At 65.3% G+C, this 23,132-nt stretch carries 19 protein-coding genes, 2 pseudogenes and 2 riboswitches; of the genes and pseudogenes, 9 read left to right on the forward strand and 12 right to left on the reverse strand.

What is annotated here, in order from left to right:
- Positions 1-213 precede the first annotated feature (213 nt).
- The gene (locus IPV08_RS22840) at positions 214-1,185 is read left to right on the forward strand and encodes a quinone oxidoreductase (protein WP_207413950.1); all 972 of its coding nucleotides are present in this window, start codon (positions 214-216) and stop codon (positions 1,183-1,185) included.
- A 39-nt stretch (positions 1,186-1,224) separates the two neighbouring features.
- Here IPV08_RS22840 and IPV08_RS22845 read toward each other — a convergent pair whose 3' ends face one another.
- On the reverse strand, positions 1,225-1,605 hold the full coding sequence (locus tag IPV08_RS22845) for a winged helix-turn-helix transcriptional regulator (protein WP_207413952.1): 381 nt from the start codon (positions 1,603-1,605) through the stop codon (positions 1,225-1,227).
- A gap of 71 nt (positions 1,606-1,676) precedes the next feature.
- On the opposite strand from IPV08_RS22845, the gene IPV08_RS22850 reads away from it, so the two are divergent.
- Both IPV08_RS22850 and IPV08_RS22855 read left to right on the forward strand, forming a co-directional pair.
- Positions 1,677-2,456 carry an NAD(P)-binding domain-containing protein gene (locus tag IPV08_RS22850; protein ID WP_348646179.1) on the forward strand — a complete coding sequence of 260 codons (780 nt, stop codon included), beginning with the start codon at positions 1,677-1,679 and terminating at the stop codon, positions 2,454-2,456.
- Positions 2,457-2,580: 124 nt separating this feature from the next.
- The gene (locus IPV08_RS22855; RefSeq protein WP_207413956.1) at positions 2,581-3,108 is read left to right on the forward strand and encodes a hypothetical protein; all 528 of its coding nucleotides are present in this window, start codon (positions 2,581-2,583) and stop codon (positions 3,106-3,108) included.
- 6 nt (positions 3,109-3,114) lie between these two features.
- On the opposite strand, the gene IPV08_RS22860 is transcribed toward IPV08_RS22855, so the two are convergent.
- The gene (locus IPV08_RS22860) at positions 3,115-3,924 is read right to left on the reverse strand and encodes an IS5 family transposase (protein ID WP_207413958.1); all 810 of its coding nucleotides are present in this window, start codon (positions 3,922-3,924) and stop codon (positions 3,115-3,117) included.
- On the opposite strand from IPV08_RS22860, the gene IPV08_RS22865 reads away from it, so the two are divergent.
- The 3 genes from IPV08_RS22865 to IPV08_RS22875 all read left to right on the forward strand — a co-directional run bounded on the left by IPV08_RS22865 (position 3,883) and on the right by IPV08_RS22875 (position 8,258).
- Positions 3,883-5,379: a tannase/feruloyl esterase family alpha/beta hydrolase gene (locus IPV08_RS22865; protein ID WP_348646180.1), complete on the forward strand. Its 1,497-nt coding sequence runs from the start codon at positions 3,883-3,885 to the stop codon at positions 5,377-5,379. The genes IPV08_RS22860 and IPV08_RS22865 overlap by 42 nt on opposite strands.
- Before the next feature lie 169 nt (positions 5,380-5,548).
- Positions 5,549-6,019, forward strand: a complete 471-nt coding sequence (locus IPV08_RS22870) for a (2Fe-2S)-binding protein (RefSeq protein WP_207413960.1) — start codon at positions 5,549-5,551, stop codon at positions 6,017-6,019.
- Between the two features lie 10 nt (positions 6,020-6,029).
- A complete protein-coding gene (locus IPV08_RS22875) occupies positions 6,030-8,258 on the forward strand; it encodes a molybdopterin cofactor-binding domain-containing protein (RefSeq protein WP_246748178.1) in 2,229 nt (742 codons plus the stop codon).
- A gap of 182 nt (positions 8,259-8,440) precedes the next feature.
- Here IPV08_RS22875 and IPV08_RS22880 read toward each other — a convergent pair whose 3' ends face one another.
- Entirely contained in the window at positions 8,441-9,880 is a 1,440-nt protein-coding gene (locus tag IPV08_RS22880) for an IS1182 family transposase (protein ID WP_207413962.1), read from the reverse strand.
- A gap of 674 nt (positions 9,881-10,554) precedes the next feature.
- On the opposite strand from IPV08_RS22880, the gene IPV08_RS22885 reads away from it, so the two are divergent.
- Positions 10,555-10,950 carry a hypothetical protein gene (locus tag IPV08_RS22885; RefSeq protein WP_018042885.1) on the forward strand — a complete coding sequence of 132 codons (396 nt, stop codon included), beginning with the start codon at positions 10,555-10,557 and terminating at the stop codon, positions 10,948-10,950.
- 312 nt (positions 10,951-11,262) lie between these two features.
- On the opposite strand, the gene IPV08_RS22890 is transcribed toward IPV08_RS22885, so the two are convergent.
- The 8 genes from IPV08_RS22890 to IPV08_RS22925 form a co-directional block, all read right to left on the reverse strand.
- A complete protein-coding gene (locus tag IPV08_RS22890) occupies positions 11,263-12,444 on the reverse strand; it encodes a heparan-alpha-glucosaminide N-acetyltransferase domain-containing protein (protein WP_207413964.1) in 1,182 nt (393 codons plus the stop codon).
- A complete protein-coding gene (locus IPV08_RS22895) occupies positions 12,444-14,552 on the reverse strand; it encodes a TonB-dependent siderophore receptor (protein ID WP_348646178.1) in 2,109 nt (702 codons plus the stop codon). The genes IPV08_RS22890 and IPV08_RS22895 overlap by 1 nt, the downstream gene beginning before the upstream one ends.
- Positions 14,553-14,661: 109 nt before the next feature.
- A riboswitch (cobalamin riboswitch) is annotated at positions 14,662-14,861 on the reverse strand.
- A gap of 96 nt (positions 14,862-14,957) precedes the next feature.
- Positions 14,958-15,452: an AAA family ATPase gene (locus IPV08_RS22900; RefSeq protein ID WP_207413966.1), complete on the reverse strand. Its 495-nt coding sequence runs from the start codon at positions 15,450-15,452 to the stop codon at positions 14,958-14,960.
- Positions 15,453-15,502: 50 nt separating this feature from the next.
- The gene (locus IPV08_RS22905) at positions 15,503-16,465 is read right to left on the reverse strand and encodes a hypothetical protein (RefSeq protein WP_207413968.1); all 963 of its coding nucleotides are present in this window, start codon (positions 16,463-16,465) and stop codon (positions 15,503-15,505) included.
- Positions 16,440-17,258 (reverse strand): ABC transporter ATP-binding protein, encoded by an 819-nt coding sequence (locus IPV08_RS22910; RefSeq protein ID WP_207413970.1) that lies wholly within the window; start codon positions 17,256-17,258, stop codon positions 16,440-16,442. Before IPV08_RS22910 ends, IPV08_RS22905 begins: the two co-directional genes overlap by 26 nt.
- Complete coding sequence (locus IPV08_RS22915) at positions 17,255-18,289, reverse strand: iron ABC transporter permease (RefSeq protein WP_207413972.1); 1,035 nt, start codon at positions 18,287-18,289, stop codon at positions 17,255-17,257. Before IPV08_RS22915 ends, IPV08_RS22910 begins: the two co-directional genes overlap by 4 nt.
- Positions 18,286-19,083: an ABC transporter substrate-binding protein gene (locus IPV08_RS22920; protein WP_246748185.1), complete on the reverse strand. Its 798-nt coding sequence runs from the start codon at positions 19,081-19,083 to the stop codon at positions 18,286-18,288. The genes IPV08_RS22915 and IPV08_RS22920 overlap by 4 nt, the downstream gene beginning before the upstream one ends.
- 71 nt (positions 19,084-19,154) lie before the next feature.
- Positions 19,155-21,134, reverse strand: coding sequence for a TonB-dependent receptor (locus tag IPV08_RS22925; protein ID WP_207413976.1), 1,980 nt, complete (start codon positions 21,132-21,134; stop codon positions 19,155-19,157).
- A gap of 120 nt (positions 21,135-21,254) precedes the next feature.
- Positions 21,255-21,456: riboswitch (cobalamin riboswitch) on the reverse strand.
- A 136-nt stretch (positions 21,457-21,592) separates the two neighbouring features.
- Here IPV08_RS22925 and IPV08_RS24815 point away from each other — a divergent pair.
- A pseudogene (locus tag IPV08_RS24815) lies at positions 21,593-21,697 on the forward strand (DUF4113 domain-containing protein); the annotation flags it as partial.
- A 96-nt stretch (positions 21,698-21,793) separates the two neighbouring features.
- Here the strand turns inward: IPV08_RS24815 and IPV08_RS22935 are convergent.
- Positions 21,794-22,093 carry a hypothetical protein gene (locus IPV08_RS22935; RefSeq protein WP_246748179.1) on the reverse strand — a complete coding sequence of 100 codons (300 nt, stop codon included), beginning with the start codon at positions 22,091-22,093 and terminating at the stop codon, positions 21,794-21,796.
- Positions 22,094-22,868: 775 nt separating this feature from the next.
- Between IPV08_RS22935 and IPV08_RS22940 the strand changes: the two are divergent.
- A pseudogene (locus tag IPV08_RS22940) lies at positions 22,869-23,132 on the forward strand (PQQ-dependent dehydrogenase, methanol/ethanol family); the annotation flags it as partial.

The following is a 23,132-nucleotide window of genomic DNA, read 5'->3' on the forward strand; positions in this document are numbered from 1 at the left end:
CCGATCCGGAACTGCCTCCCGACCTTAGCCCTTAGGGGACGAGAATCCTACCGGGCCTTTCGGCCCCCGGCTACGACCTAGGGTGCGAACGAGTTCCCGCCCGCGTCAGCACCGAAGCGTCGGGTCGCTGCTGCCCCTGTCTGCATCCGCGATCCGCCCTAGGACCGCGAGGCACGATTCCCAATACGACCAATCACTACGAGGAGAACACTCATGGCATCGGCAGTCCGACTGACGCGCACCGCCCCCCCCGAGATCATGGCCCTCGAACGGGTCGATCAGCCCGCCCCCGGTCCGAACGAGGTCTGGGTCGATCACGAAGCCATCGGGGTCAACTACCTCGACGTCATGCAGCGCAAGGGTGCCGCGCCCATTCCAGTCCCCGGGGGGCTCGGGCTTGAGGCGGCCGGACGCGTCGGCGCGGTCGGCCCAGGCGTCGGCAACATCTCCGTGGGCGACCGGGTCGCCTACATCCTCGGGGGGCCTGGCAGCTACGCCACCGGGCGGCTCTACGCGGCCGAGCGTCTGGTCCCCATCCCGGAGTCGCTCACCTTCGAGGACGCCGCCGCCATCCTCTTCAAGGGCATCACGGCGCAGTACCTCCTAAAGACGACCTATTCCGTGGGTTCCGGTACCGTCGTCCTGCTCTACGGCGTCGGCGGCGGCGTCGGGCAGCTGATGGCCCCCTGGGCCAAGCATTTTGGCGCGACCGTGAACGGGGTCGTCTCGAAGGAGGCCAGCGTCGAGCGCGCCAAGGCATCCGGATGCGACGCCGTTCTGGTCTGGGGTGCCTGCGACCTGCCTGCGGAAGTCTCCAGGATCACGGACGGCCGGAAGGCCCACGTGGTCTACGACGCAATCGGGCGCGACACCTTCCAGGCTTCCCTGGACAGCCTCGGAGCGCGCGGGGTCTTCGTATCGTTCGGCGCCTCGACAGGTGCGCCGCCGCCGGTGGAGGTCTCGACGCTCGGCAAAAGCTCACTGTTCCTGACGCGCCCGTCGCTGGCGACGCACGCCACCGACGTCGCGGAGTACCAGCAGCGGGCGGCGGACGTGTTCTCCGCCGTGGCGGACGGCATCATCAAGCCGGCGATCTGGAAGACCTACCCCCTCTCCGAGGTCGTTGCCGCCCATACCGCGTTGGAGCAAGGCGCTTCGGCCGGAACGATCCTGCTGAAGCCATGAGACCGTGATGGATCGGTGGCCTCGGACCGGAAGACACAATCAAGGGTTCTGGGAGGTCTCTCCCATCACCTCACGCCGCATGAGGGTCCAATCGACGAGCGCCTCAATAGAAGGGCCGAGCGCCACCCCCATCTCGCTCAGCGCATACTCCACCTTTGGTGGCACCTGCGGATAGATCGTCCGAGTGAGGATGCCGTCCTTCTCCAGCTCCTTGAGTTGCTGGATCAGCATCTTCTGGTTCACGCCCTCGACGCGTCGCTCCAGTTCCGAGAAGCGGAGCGGTGCCTTGGCGGCGAAGAGCTGGAAGATGATGACGATCTTCCACTTCCCCTCCAGCACACGGAGGGTCTCGCTCGTGGCAGTAGCCCAGACGAGTTGCTGTTTCGGGTCCGCGCACTGCCAATCCCGATCGACCATCACACTTACCTTTAGGTGGGTATCCCACTTTTCGGTGGGTTCTTGCTGATATCTATACCTACCCCTAGATCCCGCTGCGACGCAACAAACCGAATCGGGTTCAAGGCATGAAGATCGCCATCATCGGCACCGGCCATATCGGCAAGACATTGGTCCAAAAGCTCAGCGCAGCCGGACACGACGTGAGGGTGGCGAACTCGCGCGGCCCGGAAGCCATCCCGGTGGACCTCCTTGCCAACGGTGCCCGTGCGACGACGGTCCCGGATGCGGTGAAGGACGTCGATGTCGTCATCCTGTCCATCCCCCTGAATGGCATCCCGAAGATCGCCCCGTTGGTCCGTACCCTCCCGTCCGAAACCGTCGTCGTCGACACCTCGAACTACTACCCGATGCGCGATGAGCGGATCGACGCGATCGAGGCCGGTCAGGTGGAGAGCCTGTGGGTGGCCCAACAACTTGGCCGGACCGTCGTCAAGGCGTGGAATGCCATCGGCTCCGCTTCGCTCGCGGAGAAGGGTTCCGCCCCCGGCACCCCGGGACGTATCGCCATCCCTGTGGCAGCTGACCGCGACCAGGACCGCAGGATCGGCATGAGCCTCGTCGAGGACACCGGCTTCGACGCTTTCGACGCGGGGCCGCTCGCAAGCTCATGGCGTCAGCAACCCGGTGCCCCGGCCTACTGCACGGACCTGACACTCGACGAGATGCCGGCGGCCCACGCGGCGGCCAAGGTGGATCGCCTGCCCAAGCGACGCGACCTTGCGGTTGCGGTCATCCAGGAGCGTGTCGGCGACGGTACCACGAATCCCGACGCGGATTTCGCCGTCCGCCTATCGCGCGCGATCTACGGTTAGGAGCCGGCCGGCCATTCCCCAAATAACATCGACCATAAAGATCGGCATCATCGGCACTGACGACAGATAATTGGAATAGGAACGCCGATCTCACACTCGCAAAAACAATCACGGGAGTTCGACCATGTCAGTCAAAGGCAGCGGAATTACACCGATCAGGTCCACCCTCATGCGAGACGGACCCCTCGAAACCAATCGCAAAACCACCCTGGACCGCATCTCTAGGTCGAGCGGCGTTGGCCGAACCAATGCGGCGTCTACCGTCGGCTTCGAGAGCCTGAAGGTTCTGGCTTCGGGTGCCATCATCCTTGGCAGCGCATGCGGTGCCCTGACGGTCCCCGCTGACGCAGCGGAACAGAAAAAGCCATCGTCCGCGGCAATGGCCTGCGACGATGGCCTCAAGACCGCCATGGGAGCCAATGCCGACACGAAGGTCCTGCTCGTAAGATCGTTTAAGAAAGGGGAGCCGCTGCTCCTCACGGGAGCTCTGAGCGCCACCACCCCGAAGGCCGGGGGGGATCTGTGTCTGGTCAAGCTCTTGGTCGGGCCTGGAAACAAGGGGCCCGAGGGGGCGCCGTCCACCTCGGCTGGTATCGGTATCGAGGTTCTGCTCCCGAGCCGCGACACCTGGAACGAACGTATTCGCGCCTAGAGGCTGTTATGAACTTCCTGTTAGTTTCGCGGCCTGTTTGAGCATGAGGCAGACGAAGGCGACGATGTGGAGATCTGCGAGGGTGCTGGGATAGCGCTCGTAATCTTTGACGAGGCGGCGGAAGCGCGTCGCCCAGGCGAAGGAGCGTTCCACCACCCAGCGTCGCGGCAAGAGGACGAAGCCGCGCTTGGCCTCCGGGAGTTTGACGACCTCCAGTTCGATGCCGTGCGCGCGGGCGGCCTTGGCCGGCTTCTCGCCGGTATAGCCCTGGTCGACATAAGCCAGGTCGACGCTGTCCCCGGTGGCGGCCTGCACGGCCTTGGCCAGGCGACCGACCTGACCACGGTCGTCGGCATCGGCTGGCGTGACATGCAGCGCCAGGAGGTGGCCCAGCGTGTCGACGGCCAGATGGACCTTCGAGCCCTTCTTGCGCTTGGCCCCATCATAGGCGGCCCGCTCGCCGCTCTCGGGCGTCGAGCGCAGGGTCCGACTGTCGAGGATGGCCGCTCTCGGCTCGGGGTTGCGGCCGGAGGCCAGGCGCAGGAGCGCCCGCAGATCGTCGGCCAGTTGCTCGAAGCATCCCGCTGCAAGCCAGCGCTGGGCCTGCTGGTAGACGGCTTCCCAGGGCGGGAGATCGTTGGGCATCCACCGCCACGGCGCGCCCGTCTTCACGACGTAGCGCAGCCCGTTGAACACCTCGCGCAAGCTGTACTCACGCTGCCCCGCATCCTCGCGCAGCAGCGTCAGATAGGGGGCGACCAGCGCCCATTCATCATCGGAAACGTCGGACGGGTAGGCGGCGCGCGAAGAGGTCATACCTCCTCATCTGGATTCCCAACCGCACAGGTCCATAACAGCCTCTATGGCAACAGCGGCTGGTCCGGTACGCCGCAATCCAGCCTTTCCGCCATTGCGAGCGATGACATCCATGCGGCTGCGGCGGCGAAGGGTTTCGTGGTCGCGACATCCGACAATGGGCATGTCGGATCGCCGATAGATGGCTCGTTCGCCATGAAGCCTGACGGCAGCATCAACATCGTCGGATGGAAGGACTTCTCTGAGAGAAGCCTGCAAGAACTGGCCGACAAGACCAAGAAGGTGACAAAGGCATTCTATGGGCGGGCCCATCGATACGCCTATTTCGACGGCTTCTCAACCGGTGGCCGACAGGGCCTGAAATTAGCGCAGGCATTCCCCGACGCCTTCGATGGCATTCTCGTCGGCGCCCCGGCCATCAACTGGAGCAAATACCATACTGCCAACCTTTACGGGCAGATTGCGATGAAGCAGGACCTGGGGCAACTCATCGGCACAGACAAGCTCAAGGCCGCGACTCAGGCGGCCATCAAAGCATGCGGCGGTTCTGAACTAGGGTTCATCATCGACCCCCTGTCGTGCCGGTATGATCCCGCGAAGGATACGGCGAACCTGTGCAAGAACCCGGCCGACAAATCCGACGCCAGCGAGGGAAACACCTCGAAGACGTGCCTGACGCCCAAGGAAGCGGCTGTCATCAACAAGGCTTGGTATGGCCAAACGGCCAGCGGCACCGTTCCCGCACCTGCGGATGACAATGGAAACGGGAACGATCTTTCGGGCAAGGAGCGTATTTGGTTCGGTTACACGCGCGGGACCGACCTGGTGACTTCATCGGTCGGGGGAGGGTTCGGCGTGGTCCTGGCCGCCGACCAGACAGCCCTGGAACTCCAGAACCCTACTTTGGGGAGCACCTACCTCAACAATGCCACGGGCAAGGGGACGAACCGTTGGCTCGACGCCTTGAACTACGGCGGGTTGACGGACGCCCAGGCAAAGGGTGTTCAACTGCAGCCTGAGTTCAGCGCCATCAACACGGACAATCCCGACCTGACCAAGTTTGCCGCCGCCGGCGGCAAGATCGTCATGTACCAAGGCATGGCGGATGAATACATCCCAGCACAGGGAGCGATCAATTACTACGACCGCGTGACGTCCCGGATGGGCGGGACCGAAGCGGTTCAGAAGTTCAATCGCCTTTATCTCGTCCCCGGCTTCACGCACAGCGGACGTTCCGAAGGTGCGCCCTCCGTGCCGGTACCTCAGCCGTCGTCAGGTCGGGACGAGATGTTCGTCGCGCTGCAGAATTGGGTCGAGAAGGAAGACGTTCCCGCGATCATTCGTATCAAGTCCAGCGACAACACCGTTTCTCTGCCGCTGTGCGTGTATCCGCAGAAGACGACCTACCGCGGAACCGGAGCCGTGAAGGCGCTGGAAAGCTACTCCTGCAACTGATCGGCTAGGGGACGTCGGACGTCCGTGGGACCACGCGCCTCGGAGCATGGAAGGGTCGTGCTCCGGGGTGCGTGCGCGGGGTGCGCAGTCCCGGAGCATTGGTCGAAGTTTGCAGGGGCTTGGCGCCGCCCAGCCTACGTTCAACTCCCAAAATCCTCAGGAGATCGACATGGCCCACGGCATGAACCTCCGGGTGAACGGGCAGACGAGGCAGGTCTCCTTGGATGATCCCGACACGCCTCTTCTGTACGTGCTACGGGACGACCTCGGGCTGCATGGTCCCCGCTTTGGGTGCGGCCTTGGGCAGTGCGGGGCCTGCACGGTGCATATCGACGGGCAGGCGGTTCGGTCCTGCATCACGCCCGTATCGAGCCTCGACGGGGATCCGGACATCGTCACCCTCGAAGGTCTCGGCTCGCCCGAGGAGCCGCATCCCGTCCAGGCGGCCTTCATCGCCGAGCAGGCCGCGCAATGTGGCTACTGCATCAACGGGATGATCATGCAGTCGGCAGCCTTCCTGAAAGAGAACCGGAAGCCCGACGCGGCGGCGATCAGGGAGGCCCTGGCGAACAACCTCTGCCGATGCGGCACCCACCTTCGCATCGTTCGCGCGGTCCAGCGCGCATCCGAATCCCTTTGAGGAGGCCAGCATGCCACAACGGATGCACCCGACGGTCTCACGCCGTTCCCTCCTTCAAGGGGGCGGTACTCTCGTCGTTGCTTTCACCATGGGCGGTCCCGCCTGGTCACGGGGAGGAACGGGGCCGAGCAAGCCGAACGAACTCACCCAGGTCGACAGCTTCCTGAGCATCGACGTCAATGGTGACGTGACGCTGTTCACCGGAAAGGTCGATCTCGGCACCGGCGTCCGGACGGCGATGGCCCAGATCGCGGCGGACGAACTCGACCTGCCGATGGCACGGGTCACCGTGGTTCAGGGCGATACCGACCTGACGCCGGACCAGGGCCCCACCTACAGCAGCCTGTCCATCCAGAAGGGCGGCCTTGAGGTGCGCCGCGCTGCCGCGACTGCACGCGCCCGGCTCCTGTCCGTGGCCGGCGAGCGGCTCGGGGTCATCCCCTCGGCGCTCGTTTCCGAGGATGGCATCGTCCGGCCGAAGGCAGGCGGCAAGGCCCTGACCTACGCCGAACTCGTGGGCCATGGCAGCTTTGAGGTGGCGCTCGACAAGGAAGTCGTCACCAAGAATCCAGACGATTTCAAGCTGGTCGGCAAATCCGTGCCTCGGGTCGACATCCCCGGGAAGGCGACCGGACGATTCACCTACATGCAGGACGTCCGGGTCCCCGGGATGGTCCATGCCCGGGTCGTTCGTCCGCCCGCCATCGGCGCCACGCTGCAGGGCGTGGATGAAAGCTCGGTCGCCGACATTCCCGGCCTGGTCAAGGTCGTCCGCAAAGGTAATTTCCTTGCGGTCGTCGCCGAGCGAGAATGGGCGGCAATCAAGGCCGCCGACGCGATCAAGGCCCGGTGGTCGACCTGGGAGGGGCTGCCGGAGCAAGCCAAGCTCTGGGACCACGTCCGCGCCACCAAGGTCAACAAGGACGACGTCAGGAGCGACGTCGGCGATACGGACGCGGCCCTCTCGAAGTCCGGCAGGACCCTGGAAGCGACCTATGACTTCGCCATCCACACGCATGGCTCCATCGGTCCCTCCTGCGCGGTCGCCGAGTTCAAGGACGGGCGGCTCACCTGCTGGAGCGCCTCCCAGATGACGCACGAACTGCGCAAGCAACTCGTGGCGATGACCGGGCTCGCCCCGGAGGCGGTCCGCTGCATCTATGTCGACGGCGCGGGATGCTATGGCCGTAACGGCCACGAGGACGCCGCGGCGGATGCCGTTCTGGTCGCCCGCGCCGTCGGACGCCCGGTACGGGTTCAATGGTCGCGGGCCGACGAGCATGGCTGGGACCCCAAGGGACCGCCGACCCTGATCGACCTGAAGGCGGGACTCGACGCCGAAGGCAACGTCGCGGCTTGGTCGTCGAGTTTCCTCGTCCCGGAAGGAGCCATCGGCAACGTGCCGCTGGTTGCCGCCACGCTGGCCGACCTGCCGCATGAGACGAAGATCTCCCCCGGCAACATCATCCAGAACTCGGCGCTGCCCTACGCCTTCCCGAACGTGCGCACCGTCTGCCATCGCTTGGCCAATACGCCGTTTCGCGCGTCCTGGATCCGAACGCCCGGTCGCATGCAGAACACCTTCGCCAACGAGGCCTTCCTCGACGAATGTGCCGCCGCGGCCGGTGCCGACCCCCTGGATTACCGAGTCCGGGCACTCAAGGAACCTCGCGGCGTCGAGGTCCTCAAGCGGGTGGCCGACCTGGCGAATTGGCAAGGAGGCCCGACCCCACGCAAGCGGGAGCAGGGCGACGACGGGGTCCTGCGGGGTCGCGGCCTCGCCTACGTCCGCTACGAACTTTACCGCACCTACGTTGCGGCCGTCGCGGAGGTGGAGGTCGACCGCCGGACCGGCATGGTCCGGGTTCCCCGGTTCTACGTGGTCCAGGATTGCGGGCAGATCATCAATCCGGACGGCGTGCGCAACCAGATCGAGGGCAACGTCATCCAGACCGTCAGCCGCGTCCTGAAGGAGGAGGTCACCTTCGACCGTGGCCAGGTCACCAGCCTCGACTGGGCGAGCTACCCGATCATCACCTTCCCGGAAGTGCCCGAGGTGGTCATCGAGCTCGTGGACCGTCCCCGGGACGAGCCCTGGGGTTCGGGGGAGCCTTCCGCGGCCATCATCCCGGCGGCCGTCTCCAATGCGATCTTCGACGCGACCGGCGCGCGCATGCGGTCGGTGCCTTTCACGCCTGCGAAGGTGAAGGCGCAGATTGAAGGGCCGAGAAGACAATAAGGCAATTGCGGGTAGTAAAGGTCTGCTTTTTCGCTCCTCGGATCAAAAGCAGACTGGTAACTTTTCACCCGACCCGGTCATAGAACGGACGGACGGGTCCCGACCGAGGCCGTGTGAGAACGCAGGTTTGACCGACACCGGTGGCAAACGCGTGGGAGCGTCAGGGATCGAAGCAGCGGCACTCAGACCCGGATGCCCGCGATCAGCGGACCGACACCGAAGATCTGGATCATCCGCTTCACGTTGTAGGTCAGAACGTAGAGGCTCATCTCGGTTTTGACCTTCGCCAGGGTCCGGGTCAGGAAGTGGGTCGCTCCCATCCACGCCTTCAGGGTCCCGAACGGGTGCTCCACGGTCTGCCTGCGGATCTTCATCGCGTCCGGCATCCGGTCGAGCCGACCCTGCATCGCGTCGATGACGCCTTCGTGCACCCAGCGCTTGACGCGTTTGACGGTGTCGGCGGTGCAGCGGGGCTTGAGCGCGCAGGTGTGGCAGGCCGTCAGGTTGCGATAGTGATCGATCTCGTCCCGACGATCGGACCGGGTGATCCCCTTCGTCAGATGGTGCCCGGCCGGGCAGGTGTAGTGATCCTTCGCGGCGTCGTAGACGAAGTCCTGGCCGGTGAAGAGACCGCGCTTGGCGTTGCCGGAGGTCAGGGTCTTGGGCACGCAGGGCAGCACGCCGGTGCCTTCGCAGGCCCGCACCTGGTCGCCGTTGAGGTAGCCCCGGTCGGCCAACACGGTCAGCGTCCCGCACCCGGTCGCCTCCTGCGCCTTCAGGCCCATGGGGGCGAGTTGGGTCCGGTCGTTCCCGACGTTGGTCACGTCGTGCGCCACGATCAGGTGATGCTCAGCATCCACCGCAGCCTGAACGTTGTAGCCGACGAGCCCCGTGCCCTTGCCGCTTGTGGCCATGGACCGCGCGTCGGGATCAGTCAGCGAGACTTGGCCGTCGGGCGCAGCCTCGACCTGCTCGCCCATTGCCTGGAGAGCCTTCATCTGCTCGCGCAGACCCGCGATCTTCTCCGTGAGCCGCGTCGTGCGCGCCTCGGCTACGTCGCTCTGTTCGCGGTCGGCCCGGTCCAAGGCCACGAGGTAACGGCCGATGCTGGCCTCGACCTGCGCGAGTCGAGCTTCGACCTTGGCGGCGGTGAAGTTCTTGTCGCGGTTGTTGACGGCCTTGAACTTCGAACCGTCGATGGCGACGACGGCCTTGCTGAACAGGTTCAGCCGGCGGCACAGCACGACGAACTGCGCGCAGGCCGCCTGGATCGCCGGGCCGTTGTTCTTGCGGAAGTCAGCCAGCGTCTTGAAGTCTGGCATCAACCGGCCGGTCAGCCAGATCAGCTCGATGTTGCGCTGGGTCTCACGCTCCAGGCGGCGGCTCGACGGGATGCGGTTGAGATAGCCGTACAGGTAGATCTTGAGCAGTGTCGCCGGATGATAGGCCGGACGGCCGGTCGCCTCTGGCACCGCGCCTGCAAAGCCGAGTGTCGTCAGATCGAGCTCATCGACGAACACCTCGATGAGACGGACCGGATTGTCGGAGGTGACGTAGTCATCCAGACAATCGGGAAGGAGCGTGGCCTGCTGACGATCCTCGCCTGCGATAAAACGCTTCATCCCGACCTCCTCAGATCGGAAATTACTCTACCAGATCAATGCGTTTTCACACAGCCTGGACCCAAACCGGTCGGTTGGTTGGCCATAGGCGCTTCCAACAAGCGGTCATTCATCGGCCGTCCAGCAGCTTCGGCTCGGGGTAGCGAGCGGACCTCAGCCCACCGCCGTGAAGTGGACGTTTCGGTTCCGCCCCCTCTTGTTCGTTGGCAGCGATGTAGGTCTATCCGAGTCCTACCATCCACGCGCTCAAAGACCGCATCAGACGCCTGATAGGGTCTCCGCTTGATCAAAGCGGTCGCCGTAGCAGCCAGCCCGCGTGGCGTCTGAGCGAAACCCAAATCCGCCATCCCGAAGGTATCAAACGGTTTGGTATGTGACACGTCTCGTCCGAACCTCTTTATGTCGGCGCAAAACGCGGCGCGGCCCCCAGGGCAGTGCCGTTTCACATTGGCGGCAGGCTCCGCAGCCGCATCGGCACGCATCCACGGCCACACTTAAATCCCATGCTCCAAGAAAAATCGGAGGTCCAACTTGCCGGATTATCCCGGGTAGATTAGGTAACGGCCAGCGAAAGTGCGACACGACTCGGCACGACTCGCCGTTCCGAAGACTATCGCGTGACGACGTCTTGAAGTCGCATACTGTGATTCAAGCTGACTTAAGGATATCTCTCGATGACCTATCGCCTGCCTGCCGCCCTGTTTGCCACCGTCCTCGCCCTCGGTGTCGCCGCCCCGGCGTTCGCCGCCCCCGCCACCGTCGCGGCGTTCGATCCCGACAAGGACGGCACCATCGACCTCAAGGAGGCCCAGGCCGCCGCGTCCATGAAGTTCGACATGCTCGACCCCGATAAGGACGGCACCCTCGATGCTAAGGAGCTTGCCGGCCTGATGACGGCCGCCGAGATGAAGGCCGCCGACCCAGATACCGACGGCACCCTCGACAAGAAGGAATACCTCGCCGTGGTGGCCGCGCGCTTTAAGGCCGCAGACCCGGATGCCGAGGGCACCATCGACGCCAAGGAGCTCTCCTCGCCCGCCGGCGCTTCCCTCGCGATGTTGCTGAAGTAGGATCGTCTCACGGGGCGGCCGCCCCTCAAGGAGACCCGTATGCGGATCAACCTCGTTCTGCCGGCCGCCCTCGTGATGGTGACAAACGCTGGGCCCGTCCTGGCCTCGTCCTTTACCGACCCAACTTCGTCGTTCACCAGAGCTTGGCTGATGCATGAAGGCAGTCATTTGCATAGAGACAGTCGAGGCTTATACGTCCCTGAACAACCGATCAAAGACCATGGCTAGCGTTAAGTGAAAACCCACCTGTGCTGTCATAAATCAAATCGTCGGAGAAAGAGCTAGACGACTGCACTCGGCTTTGATTTGGACCTAGAGATACTTCAGCCAGGCGATATCACGACGTGCCACCTTGAAGCGCGAGAACCACGCCGTCGGACAGTACAAGGGTACGACCAGCCCGACGTACCAGGCCAGCACCCAGCCATAGCTTGCGACCCCGAACACCGTGCCCTGTGTCGGGCCCCAGATGGCGGCGGCACCGTGATACAGGAGACGCAGGATCGTCAGGTGGAACAGGTAGAAGAACATCGGCGCACCGCCGAACACTGCTAAAGCCGCGATGACTGGGGCGTCGCGCATTCGTTCAAGCGCGATGAGGAGCAGCGCCCCAATCCCGAGCGTCAGTAGCAGGAACAGCAGCGAGGGGGGATACTTCGTCAGCGAGACGAAGCTAATCGTGGTTCGAAGCGCGTCGCCCTCGACGACGAACCAGGGCTTGTCGCCGTAGCCGTTCGCCAGACGCAGGACCAAGAAGGCGACGAGCATCCCGCAGCCGAGGGCCAGGAACTGGCGCTCGCGGGCGCGCGGGGCGACTTCGGGCAGGAACCACGGACCGATTGCGTAGCCGAGCACGATCACACCTATCCACGGGAGCACCGGGTAGGTCGTCTTTGCGACCAGCCCCAAGGGCAGCGCGATGACGTCGCGCTGGTGCAGCATCGCCCAGACCGCAAAAAACGGTTGTTCAGGTTGGAGGTGGATCGGGTCGAGGAGGTTGTGGCCGCAAACGATCAGCAGTCCGACCGCGAGGAGGACAGGGCGTGGAAGGCCGACCAGCACCGCCAGGACGATCATGCAGACGCCGATGCACCAGATCACCTGCAGCCAGAGCGTCGGACTGGCCACGCCCCAGTACAGTTCCGACAGATAGAGGACCTCCAGCGCCATCAGCACGAGCCCACGCTTTAGCAGGTAGGCCCGTGTCTCCGCCAGCGTGTGCCGGGTACCGAACAGGTACGCAGCCATGCCGGTCACCGCGACGAAGATGGGTGCGCACAGGCTGACGACGAGGCGGGCCAGGGCCACGGCCGGCAGGGCGGTCCGGGCGTCGACCGGGTCGGCCACGGGCACGTGCAGGAACCAGGTCTCGCGCAGGTGGTCGAGGAGCATGAGCACCATGACCAGCCCGCGCAGGGCATCGATGGAGGCGATGCGGCCTGGCAAGGTTGGCGCGCGAACCGACGCCTCGGGCTTCTCCGGCTGCACGCCCATCAGAACCGTGCCGTCATGCTGACGGTGACCCGCCGCGGCTCGCCGACGCCGACCCAGAAGGTGTTGTAGGAGCGCTCGTAGTAGGTCTCGTCAAAAATGTTGTCGACGTTGAGCCCGAAGCGCAGGTTCTCGTAGCGGTAGTAGGCCAGCGCGTCCGTCAGGATGTAACCCGGCAAGCGGAAGCTCTCGATGCCGCTGTCGCCGAGCCGCGAGCCGACCGCTCGGAACCCGCCGCCGATCCCAAAGCCCTTCCAGTCGCCGGCCTGGACCTCGTAGATGCCTAGCAGCGAGCCGCTATGGCGTGGAATGTTGAGGAGCGGTGATCCGACCCTCAGCACCTCGTCCCGGGTGACCGCCGCGTCGATGAAGGCGTACCCGCCGATCACCCGGAACTCGGGCGTGACCTGCCCGACCAGGCTGACGTCGAAGCCTTGGCTTCGCACGGCCCCCGCGGCGATCTGGAAGAAGAAGTCCGCCGGATCGGTGGTGAGCACGTTCTCCTTCTCGATGTGGAAGGCGGCGGCCGTCACGCTGAGGCCGTCGAACAGGTCGAGCTTGGCCCCAACCTCGTAGGCGAAGCCCGTCTCCGGAGCGAAGGGCCGGGAGGCGCTGTCGAAGCCGGTGTTGGGGCGGAACGAGGCGGCGACGTTGCCGTAGAGCGCCAGGAACGACAGCGGCTGGTAGACGAGCCCGGCACGCGGCGAGAACCCGGTGCGGTCCTGCTCGGTCCGCTCGTTCGCGACCTTGTCGCGGAAGGTCTGGTTGTAGAAGTCGGTGCGGTTGCCCAGCAGCAGCTTCCATTCCGGGCTGAGGGCGATCTGGTCCTGCAGGTAGACCGCTGTGTTGCCGACGTTCTCGCTGGCGCTGTAGCGGCGCGTGAACGGAGGCTTGGCCTGCCCGTAGACGGGGTTGAACAGGTCGATGGCGAAGGGGTCGAGGCGCGGGGTCGAGCGCAGGAGGTTCTCGGTGCTGTTGTAGAGCTCGTACTCCAGGCCGAGCAGCAAGGTGTGGGCGATGGGCCCGGTCTCGAAGCGCCCGACGAGTTCGGCCTGGCCGATGGCAACGCCCCAGGTGAAGTCGTGCCGGCGGAACTCGCGCAGCAGCGTGCGCCCGTCGTCGAGGATCCCGGTCGCGCCGGTCTGCAGGCCGGTGAGGCTACCGGTGTTGAGGTGCGTGGCGACCCGCAAATGCCAGTCGGTGTTGAAGGCGTGCTCCAACCGCACCTGCAGCAGCGCGCTCTCAGACACGGAATCGTCGCCCGGCTCGCCGAAGAAGCGCGAGCGCGGGACGAGGCCGAGGCGGTTGTTCACCGCGACGGTGCCGCGGTCGAAGGTCTGGCGGTTGCGCAGGTACTGCGCCTCGAAGGTGATCTTGGTATCGGGCGTGACCTGCCAGCTCACCACCGGCGCCAAGAGCACCCGGTCGCCGTCGACGTAATCGCGAAAGCTGTCCTGGCGGGCGAGCGCGCCGTTGAAGCGGTAGAGCACGCTGCCGTCCTCGCTCAACGCACCGCCGGCATCGACCGTGGTGCGGGCGGTGCCGAAGCTGCCGAACAGAGTGCCCATCTCGACGAAGGGTCGCGCTACGGGCTGCTTGGTGAGGATATTCACGGTCCCGCCCGGATCGCTGCGGCCATAGAGGGCGCCGGCCGGGCCCTTCAGGATCTCGATGGACTGGACGTTCTGGGTGTCGGGGGCGCCGTTGTAGCCGCGGGCGATGTTGAACCCATTCTGGAAGATATCCTGGGTTGCGAAGCCTCGCACCGAGTACAGGGCGAGGTTCTGGGCGCCGAAGTCGTTCTGCTTGCCGACCCCGGGCACGTAGTCGAGGGCGCGCTCGACCCGGGTCGCGGCGGTGTCGACCAGGACCTCCCGGGGCACCACGTCGACCTGCTGCGGCAGGTCGCGGCGCGGCGTCACCGTCTTGGTGCCGCTGTAGAGCTCGGGCACCCGGTAGGTCGGCATGGCGGAAAGGGTACCCTCGACCGACAGCGCGTCGAGCACCACGGCGGTCTCGCCCGAGGGCGCCCCCTGGGCGGCGACGGCGGTGGGGATCGCGCAGGACAGGGCCAGCACGGACATCAGCGGGATGGACGGTGAACGGTACACGTTGATGGGCCTCGGGCGACGGCAGTGGCACGTCACCGCGAACGAGGCCGAACCACGCGCAACGCGCATGCTTCCGCACCCGCCGGGGCACCCCGCCCAGCGTGTCTCGCGTGTGACCACGACTGACGGCAGGTCTCCTGGCTCGCGGGTCATCGCCCTTCACCGTCTTCCCGAGCGAGGCCGCTCAGTGACGTCGGTGGCGAAGGGCTCGCCGCTTACAGTTGCGGGGGCAGCCGCGGCGTTGGGGCTACCCCCGCACCGCGTTCCCTTTTGATCCTCCGGGGAGGAACCGTCACGGCCGAGCTAACATGCCGACGCCCATGCCCGTCAACGGACCAAGTGCAATGCACGAGGGGTTATGCCCTGCCGGCAACACTTGGGAACACGGATCGCACGCTGCGTCCGTCAGGTCAGGACCTCGACCTGCTGCGGCGGCAAGCTACGCCACCAAGCGTCCGGGGATTGGAAAACCTCGTAGGTGAACCGGAGGACCTCATCGGGCTGGCGATGCGACGGGTCCACGCGACCGCGCTCAGCGTTGCGGGCTTTCAGGACCTCCCACGGCACGTCGAACACTTTCCACTCCACGGTGAGCCCGTGTCGGGCGACGATCCCGAGCTCGCGCTCGAACACGGGTCTGGTGAGATGGGTGTCCGCCATCACCACGCTGAAGCCTTTCGTCAGGGCGGCATCCAGGGCTGCTTCCTTGACCTGGTGCAGGACTTCCCGAGCCGCATCGTCATGTGAGCCCTGCCTGAGTTCCCAGTAGACCTGCCGGTGCGGCGGCCAGAGTGTCTGCCGGAAGTCGTCGAGGGTGAGGTGGACCCAGCCGTCGAGAGGGTTGAAGCGACGGGCGTAGGTCGTCTTCCCCGCGCCCGGGCAGCCGATCAGGCCGATCACCCTCTGGGGGGCCCCCGGACGATTCCCGCCGGACACCGACGACCGCACGGTCAGGCCGTCGCCTCCGCGTCTTCGTCGTCGCTGGCCAAGCTCTCAATGATCTCGCCCCGCAGGTAACGCGCCTGGGCATCGGCGACGCGGCGTGCGCTCTGGGCGTGGCGACTGGATACGGTACCGCCGGGCGTCTCGGCTTCCCCACGCTTGATCGCCACTAATTCCGGGTCCCCCCACCGGTAGAGCAGCGTCTGAAACGCTTCGTAGCGGCCCACATCGAAGGCGATGCGCCCTCCCAACATGTCCTTATAGGGATGGGCCGGGTGAAGGCCGGCACAGGGAACCCAGCCCGCGGGGATCGGGGTTGTGGCCGCATGGGTGCGGCCGCTGCGCAGGAGCTTGGGCAGCACATGCGTATGCGGGCCCTCCGGACTGGTCCCTCCGGGTCCGGGGATCGGGGCGTAGACCTCGACGCGTCCGATCCGCGCCAGGAAAACCCGGTGCGGGCTCATGGCGACGAGACGCGGCCCGATGGGGTTGGCGTGGTCGAACAGCGGCATGCCGACGCCGGCCCGAAGCTGCGCGACGGCCTCCGGATCGCTTGCCCGCACGCAGGCGTCGACGGCGAGAAGGCCGAGGCCGAGGTCGAACAGGATGCCGTCGCGATCCTCGACCCGGGCAGCGTTCCGGTCGGGCCCGAGCTCCGTCACAACGGTCCGGCGGTTCATCGCGCAGGTCGCCTCCGGTAGGCAGAGGGCAAGCGTGTGGTTCCAGCCGGACGAGACGGCGGTCTCGTAGGCGACGGGCCGCAGGTCGGAGCTCGGGGTTAGGGCGATGGCCCCGCGTGTGGTCGCCATTCCAAGGCGCTCATCCGGCAGCGTCAGGATGGGTTCGTTTGGATCGCGCATAAACTCGGCGATGGCGCCGAAGCTGCCAAGGCTCCAAGCCGTGGTCGGATTGGCAAGCGCCTCGCGCAGGAGGGCGACGGTGGCATCAGGACCGTTTGGGGAAGGCTGCATCAATGTCCTCCGGTTTGGGCCCCGAACGGTTCCAGGGCAGGATGTAGGGGCTTCCATCCGGCGCGACCCCACGCAGGACCGCGACGCCGAATACGCTTGCAAGCAGCCGGTCGGTCAACGCGACGTCGGGGCACCCGTCGACAACGACACGTCCAGCATCCAGGACCACGATCCGGTCGCAGAACCGTGCGGCCAACGATAGGTCGTGCAGGACGGCGACGACGCCGGTCCCGGCCGACGCCACACTCCGCAGCAGCATCATGGCGTCGAGTTGGTGGGCCGGGTCGAGGGCGGTGATGGGCTCGTCGGCGAGAAGCCACTCGGCCTCGACGGCGAGCGCACGGGCGAGCAGCACCCGCATCCGCTCGCCCGAGGATAGGGTTGGCTCAGTCCGCTCGGCGAACCGCGTCATGTCGGTCCGGGCCATGGCCCGCGCAATGGCGGCGTGGTCGGATGCGTCGAGCCCGCCGAACGCGCGTCGATGCGGCAGGCGACCGAGGGCGACGAGGTCCCGTACCTGCATCGGCCAATTGGCATTCCCACCCTGGAACAGGACGGCGATGCGCTTGGCGCGTGCGCCGCGGGTGATGCCGTCAAGCGGCATTCCGTCGAGGGCCACATGGCCCTTCGTCGAGGTGACCAAGCCCGCGAGGGCGCGCAGCAGGGTGGTCTTGCCGGCGCCGTTCGGACCGACGAGGCCAACGAGCGCCCCGCGTTCCAGGGACAGGCTCACGTTGGAAAGGACAGCCCGGCCGCCGAGGCGGACATCGAGGGATGCGGTCGCGAGGGTCATGCGCCGTGACCCCGCTCGCGTAGGAGAAGCACGATCAGGAACGGCGCCCCGACGAGCGCGGTCACCACCCCGAGCTTGAGTTCGGGCCGTGTCGCCAGGAGGCGCACGCCCAGATCCGCGGCCAGTACCATGGCGGCACCCGCCAGCCCGCTCGGCCACAGGCTGGCACCTGGGCGTGCGCCAACCAGCGGTCGCACGAGGTGCGGCATCACGAGGCCGACGAAGCCGATTGCACCGCTCACAGCGACGCCGCTGCCGACCGCGAGTGCCGCCCCGGTCACGAGGCGCAGGCGCACGGAGACCAGATGGAAGCCGAGGCTCGTCGCCGTATCCTCGCCCAGCGTCAGGGCATCCAGCGCACGACCCGTGGACAGCATCAGCCCCCAGCCGATGGCCATCAACGGCAGGCAAAGCCAGACATGGTCCATGCTGCGGTCGGCGAGCGACCCCATCAGCCAGAACACGATCTCCAGGGCCGCGTAGGGATTGGGCGACAGGTTGAGCGCCAGAGCCGTCATGGCGCCGGCGAGGCTCGACAGGGCGACCCCGGCCAGTATCAGCCCGAGCGTCGTGCCGCCGCGGGCGGCGACGAGGTTGAGGGCGAGCGCCGCCACGGCGGCGCCGGCGATCCCGCCGAGCGGGAGGGCCAGGGCAAACGACGCCGCGAACCCGCCGTAGAACACCATCACGGCTCCGAGGGCCGCCGCCGAAGAGATGCCGAGTATGCCGGGATCGGCGAGCGGGTTGCGCAGATAGCCCTGCATCGCCGCCCCGGTCAGCCCGAGGCTGAAGCCGACGAGGGTCCCGAGCAGGGCGCGGGGCAGGCGTAGTTCCCACAACACCAGGGCCGGAAGGGTCGCGCGGCCTGCGATGAGGTCACCGGCCGCGGCCGGGACGTCGAAGGGGGAATACCCGACCGCGATGGACGCCGCCGTGAGGAGGACGACCAGCAGGGCAAGGCATCCGATGACGATCGGGCTTCCAGGAGGGCGGCCTTCGATCCGGACGGGAGGCTGCAGGGGCGCATTCATGGCACTGCCCGTTCGCGTGCGGCGGCGGCGAGCAAGGCCACGACCTCGGCGACCTGGGGACCTGGGCAGGTCCAGAGCCGGTTCGGGATCGAGACGGTGCGACCCTGTCGGCGCAGCGCGTCGAGGACGGGGTGATGCAACAGGTTGTCGGCGAGCGACGGCCTGCCGGGCTCCCCCTCGTCGACGACGATGAGGTCGGCGTCGGCAAAGGCCGCCGCTTCCAGCGGGACCTGGCCGAAACGGTCGCGACCGAGTTCGGCCGCAACGTTGACGAGGCCGGCGGCGCGGATGATCGCATCGCCAAGGCTGCCGGGTGCGACCGTGAAGGCATTCGGGCGCATGACGAGTGCCCGCAACGGTTTTGCCGCCGGCACCACCTGCGCCAGCCGAGCATCGAGTTCCGCGACCATGGTCTCGCCGCGCGCGGCGTGCCCGAGAGACGCCGCGACGGTCCGGATCTGGGCACGCACTCCTTTGAAGTCGTTGGGTACGCCGAGTTCGAGGAGGGGGAATCCGACGCGCTTGAGCAGGCCCACCGTGGTTCGTGTCGTGAAGGCTCCGGCGACGACGAGGTCGGGTTGAAGGGCGACGATCTCCTCCGATAGGCCACGCGTCACCGCGATGCCCGTGGCCTCCCGCGCGACGGTGGAGCCGCGCGGGTCATGGGCGAGGTAGGTTACGGCGGCGACCTGATCGCGGTCTGCAAGCCGCAAGACGAGCTCGTCCGCGCAAAGGTTCATCGAGACGACATGCCGAGGACGAACGGGCGCCGGGGCAGCCATCCCTCCAACCATCGGCCACGCCTGACTGACGGCCAGGATCACCGGCAGCACCGCGAGAGCGGACCGTCTTGTCATCTGCGGTCTCAAAACGCGGTCAGGCGGACGCCGCCATACACGGCGAGGCCGGCCTCAAGGAAACCGGTGGGGTTTTCGTAGCGGCGGTCGAACAGGTTATCGATCCGCCCGAACACGCTCATCGTCTCGCTGACGTCGTAGTTCACCGCGAGGTTGACCAGGGTGAAGCCTGGGTTCTTGAGGCGGGCCACCGAGAAGTCGCGATTGCCGTCGACGAAGTGGCCGAGCACGATCACGGTGCCGCTAAGGGTCAGGCCGGGAAGCGGGGTCCAGAACGCGGTGGCGCTGCCCTTGTGCCGTGGCCGGCGCAAGAGCTCCTGGTTGGTGATCTCGTTCTTGGTCACAGTGTTGGTGTAGTCGACCCGGCCCGACAACGTGTCGGAGATCCGGACCGCGACGAAGGTTTCTGCCCCGTACGACTCGGCCCGGCCGACGTTCTCGTTCGAGGTGAATGTCGCGTTCGTGGTAATAAGGTTCTTGAAGTCGTTGGCGTAATAGGTCGCCCCAACGAGGACGTGGTCTCCAAGGGGCTGCTCGATTCCGGCATCGTAGCCGAGGCTTTCCTCCGGTCGCAGGTTGGGGTTGGCGAAGAAGTTCGACGTCGGGAAGCTCTGGAACAGCTGGCTTAGGGTCGGTGCCTTGAAGCCGGTGCCCACGCTGCCTTTGATCCGGGTCTCGGAGAGGGGCAGGACGTAGCTCGGCGCGACGCGGAAGGTGGTGGCCGGCCCGAAGGCGTCGTTCTCGTCGTGGCGGATGTTGGCGATGAACGAGGCCCGCTCGAAGGGCGTCAGCTGCGCCTCGACGTAGCCGGCGGTGTTGCCGTTCTTTGCTCGCAAAATACCGGCCTCGAACGGACTCGGGTCAGTGGTCGACAGGCTCTCGTCGTCGCGCTGAGCGCCGAACAGGACGAGGTTGCCGGGCGAGAGCTGGTAGTCCCCGCGGTACTCGTACCGGGTGCGCTCGCCCAAGCCCGTGGTCGCATCGGGAGTGGCCAGCGGGTCGAGCGGTCCCTGCTGACGGTTGAACAGGTTCGAGTAGTTGATCGCGAAGAGGTTGTGGAAGCCCGCAAACGGCGTCCACTCGGCCTCGTTGCGGGTGAAGACCTGTTGCACGTCGGCGGCGCTCCGGAACGCCGCCGGGAAGGCCGGGAAGGTGCTGTAGTCAGTTCCCGTGTACAGGAGGCGGGAATTGATGAAGCGCGTCACCGAGTTGATGCGGAAGGTATCGGTGAACTGGTAGCCGAACTTCGCCGAGACGGTCTCGTTGTCGTAAAAATTCGGATGGATCGGACGGCCGAACGGGACGAGGTTCGGCGGCGTCACCGGCGTCGCCGCCGCACGGAAGTGCTGGATCGAGACCGAATAGTCGAAGCCGTCCTCCGACCCGCTGATCCTGCCGCTCTGGTTAAAGGTACCGAACGAACCGCCCTCGATCCGCGCGGTGGCCCTGGCCGGTCCCTCGCCGCGCTTCGTCGTGAAGGAGATCGCGCCTCCGATTGCGTCGCTGCCGTAGAGGCCGCTCTGGGGACCCCTGAGCACCTCGATGCGGGAGAGGTCGTCGGTCAGGAGTTGCCCAAAGTCGAAGGAGCCGTTCGGGTTCGACGGGTCGGTCGCGTCGATCCCGTCGATGAGGACCTTCACGTGGTTCGAGTTCGAGCCTCGGATGAACACCGATGTCTGGCCGCCGGGACCACCGGTCTGCACGACGTTGAGGCCCGGCACCTGCTGGAGGGCATCTGGGACGGTGCGGCGCTGCTGGGCCTCCAAGGTCGCGGCGGTCAGCACGGTGACGCTTGATCCGACCTGGTCGACTGGGGTCGGAACGCCGGTGGCGGAGACGGAGAGTTCGGAGAGCGAGACGGCGGCCTCGGCGTCGCCCGGCACATCGGCGAAGGGCGCTGCCGCCTGTTGCGCCAGGGCGGATACAGGAAGCGAGGCGCAGGCGATCGCGAGCGTGCGCAGGCACGCAAATCGGGAGGGGAAGGACACGGGACAAGCCTCGGGCGACGTCTGTGGCACGTCACCGCGAACGAGGCCTGGGCGCTTGTCTGCCGTTAGGACAGCCGAACGCCTCGACACCCATCAGGACACCCCGCCCGATGCGTTTCGCGTGTGACCACGACTGACGGCAGGTCTCCTGGCTCGCGGGTCACCGCCCTCTCATCGTCTTCCCAGACGCCGAAGCATCCAGTGACGTGTTGATGATGGGCTCGCCGCTTACAGTTGCGGGGGCAGCCGCGGCATCGGGCGAAAGCCCCCACCGCGTTCCCTTTTGATCCTCCGAGGAGGAACCGTCGGGCACAAGGAGCCCGATAAGAAGGTGCGCCGTCAATGGTGCCTCAAAGCTTTCTGGCCGTATGTGGTCACAAGGTTACAATCCTAGGCTTGCGAAGCTTCGGTTCGCTGCTGCATCGAATTCACTCATCGGATACCTGATGTGGATGCGTAGCGCTGGCTTCGCCCCAAAGCGGTCTTGGTCGACGACATTCCAGATGCGCTCACCGCGCTACACCACTAGGCTCGACGAGGTACCGGTCGTCGCTGAAGCCTGACCGAGGTTGGCTGAAACCGATCGACGAATCCGGCTTTCCTGCGGTTTAGGCCCAGTGAACGCCGGAGTGCCTAACGCCACCCCGGCATTGCGGTGGTCAGGCGGCCTTGGCGGTGACCTTCTCGTAGGTTCCAGTCGCGATCTGGTCTTCGAGCTGCGCCTTAATGTCGGCGATGCTCCGGATTTGGACGGGATTACCTGCGTCGTCGAGGAATTCGTACAGCGCATCCTCGATGTTGCGGTTGCTGAAGAACACGATGGTGTCCTCATCGCCAACGCCTTCCAGATGCGGTTCGCCGTTCGCCATGCCAGAGACGTAGCCACTCGTCGAGCGGGGCTCCTTGTAGCTGCCGTCCTCGCGGTAGAACCGGAGCTCACCCTGCATCACGAGGGTCACTCGGCTGCCCCAGGTCATATATTAGCTACCTGACCGGTAAGTGCGCAGACATGAGGCGAAATAAGATCCGTCCCAACGGCCGCCAGGGTCGGCCTCAAAGTATATCGTAAAAATTTCAATGAGATTTAATGGTGGCAGTGCATATTGGAAACCTGAATTGCCAGATTGTAACACTGGCTTTGCCGTAATATCCCGAGTTTGACCTTGATGAAATCGCCTGCTTATTTAGCAAGCGCAAGGCTATCTTCGAAGGCATTCCACCCATGCCGTCCGCTTCTGCGGGCACAAAAAAACGGTGAGGCCAGAAGGCTCTCACCGTTCAAGTGGGGGGTCAAAAAGCCTCCGAGCGGTCCACGCAAGAAATTCTCTAACCCTGTCGCAATTGAGGTTTAGCACAGATACTCAGAACCGCAATTACATATTTGCCTTCAAACTATAAATTCAAAGCCTGGCACTGAAGGCCGTCTTTTTAGTAAATTTTTACATCGTGGCGCGCTGTATAGCGTATTTGCCACCTTTGAGTCGTGAATTTGTTGCCAAAATGCATTATATTTATATTTTGTCGCACTTATGAAAATCTTATTGCGATATTCTGGAATTGGATTACTGCTTCGCATGCTCTTCTGTGGATGCACCCATGTAGCCCAGCGATAGAGATGATCGATTGCGATTACCGCGATAGATCCCTGGCAATGATCAGGAACTTGCAATGATGGGATTAGCGGCAGGCATGACCTCTCATGCTGGTCCTCAATATCCCACTTAGGAGGAATGCATGAGAGCGGTCCATCTTCTCGCACTTGGCGCCAGTCTGGCGGCTTCGGCCCCTGCCTTCGCCAATGACGACGTCTTGAAGCGCACGGCCGATCCGGCCCAGCAGGTTCTGCAGACGGTCGATTACGCCAATACGCGCTATTCGAAGCTCGACCAGATCAACGCCAGCAACGTGAAGCAGCTGCAGGTGGCCTGGACGTTCTCGACCGGTGTCCTGCGCGGCCACGAGGGTTCGCCCCTCGTCGTCGGCAACATGATGTACGTC

It is taken from the genome of Methylobacterium sp. SD274, assembly GCF_017355285.1.
Taxonomy (GTDB): Bacteria; Pseudomonadota; Alphaproteobacteria; order Rhizobiales; family Beijerinckiaceae; genus Methylobacterium.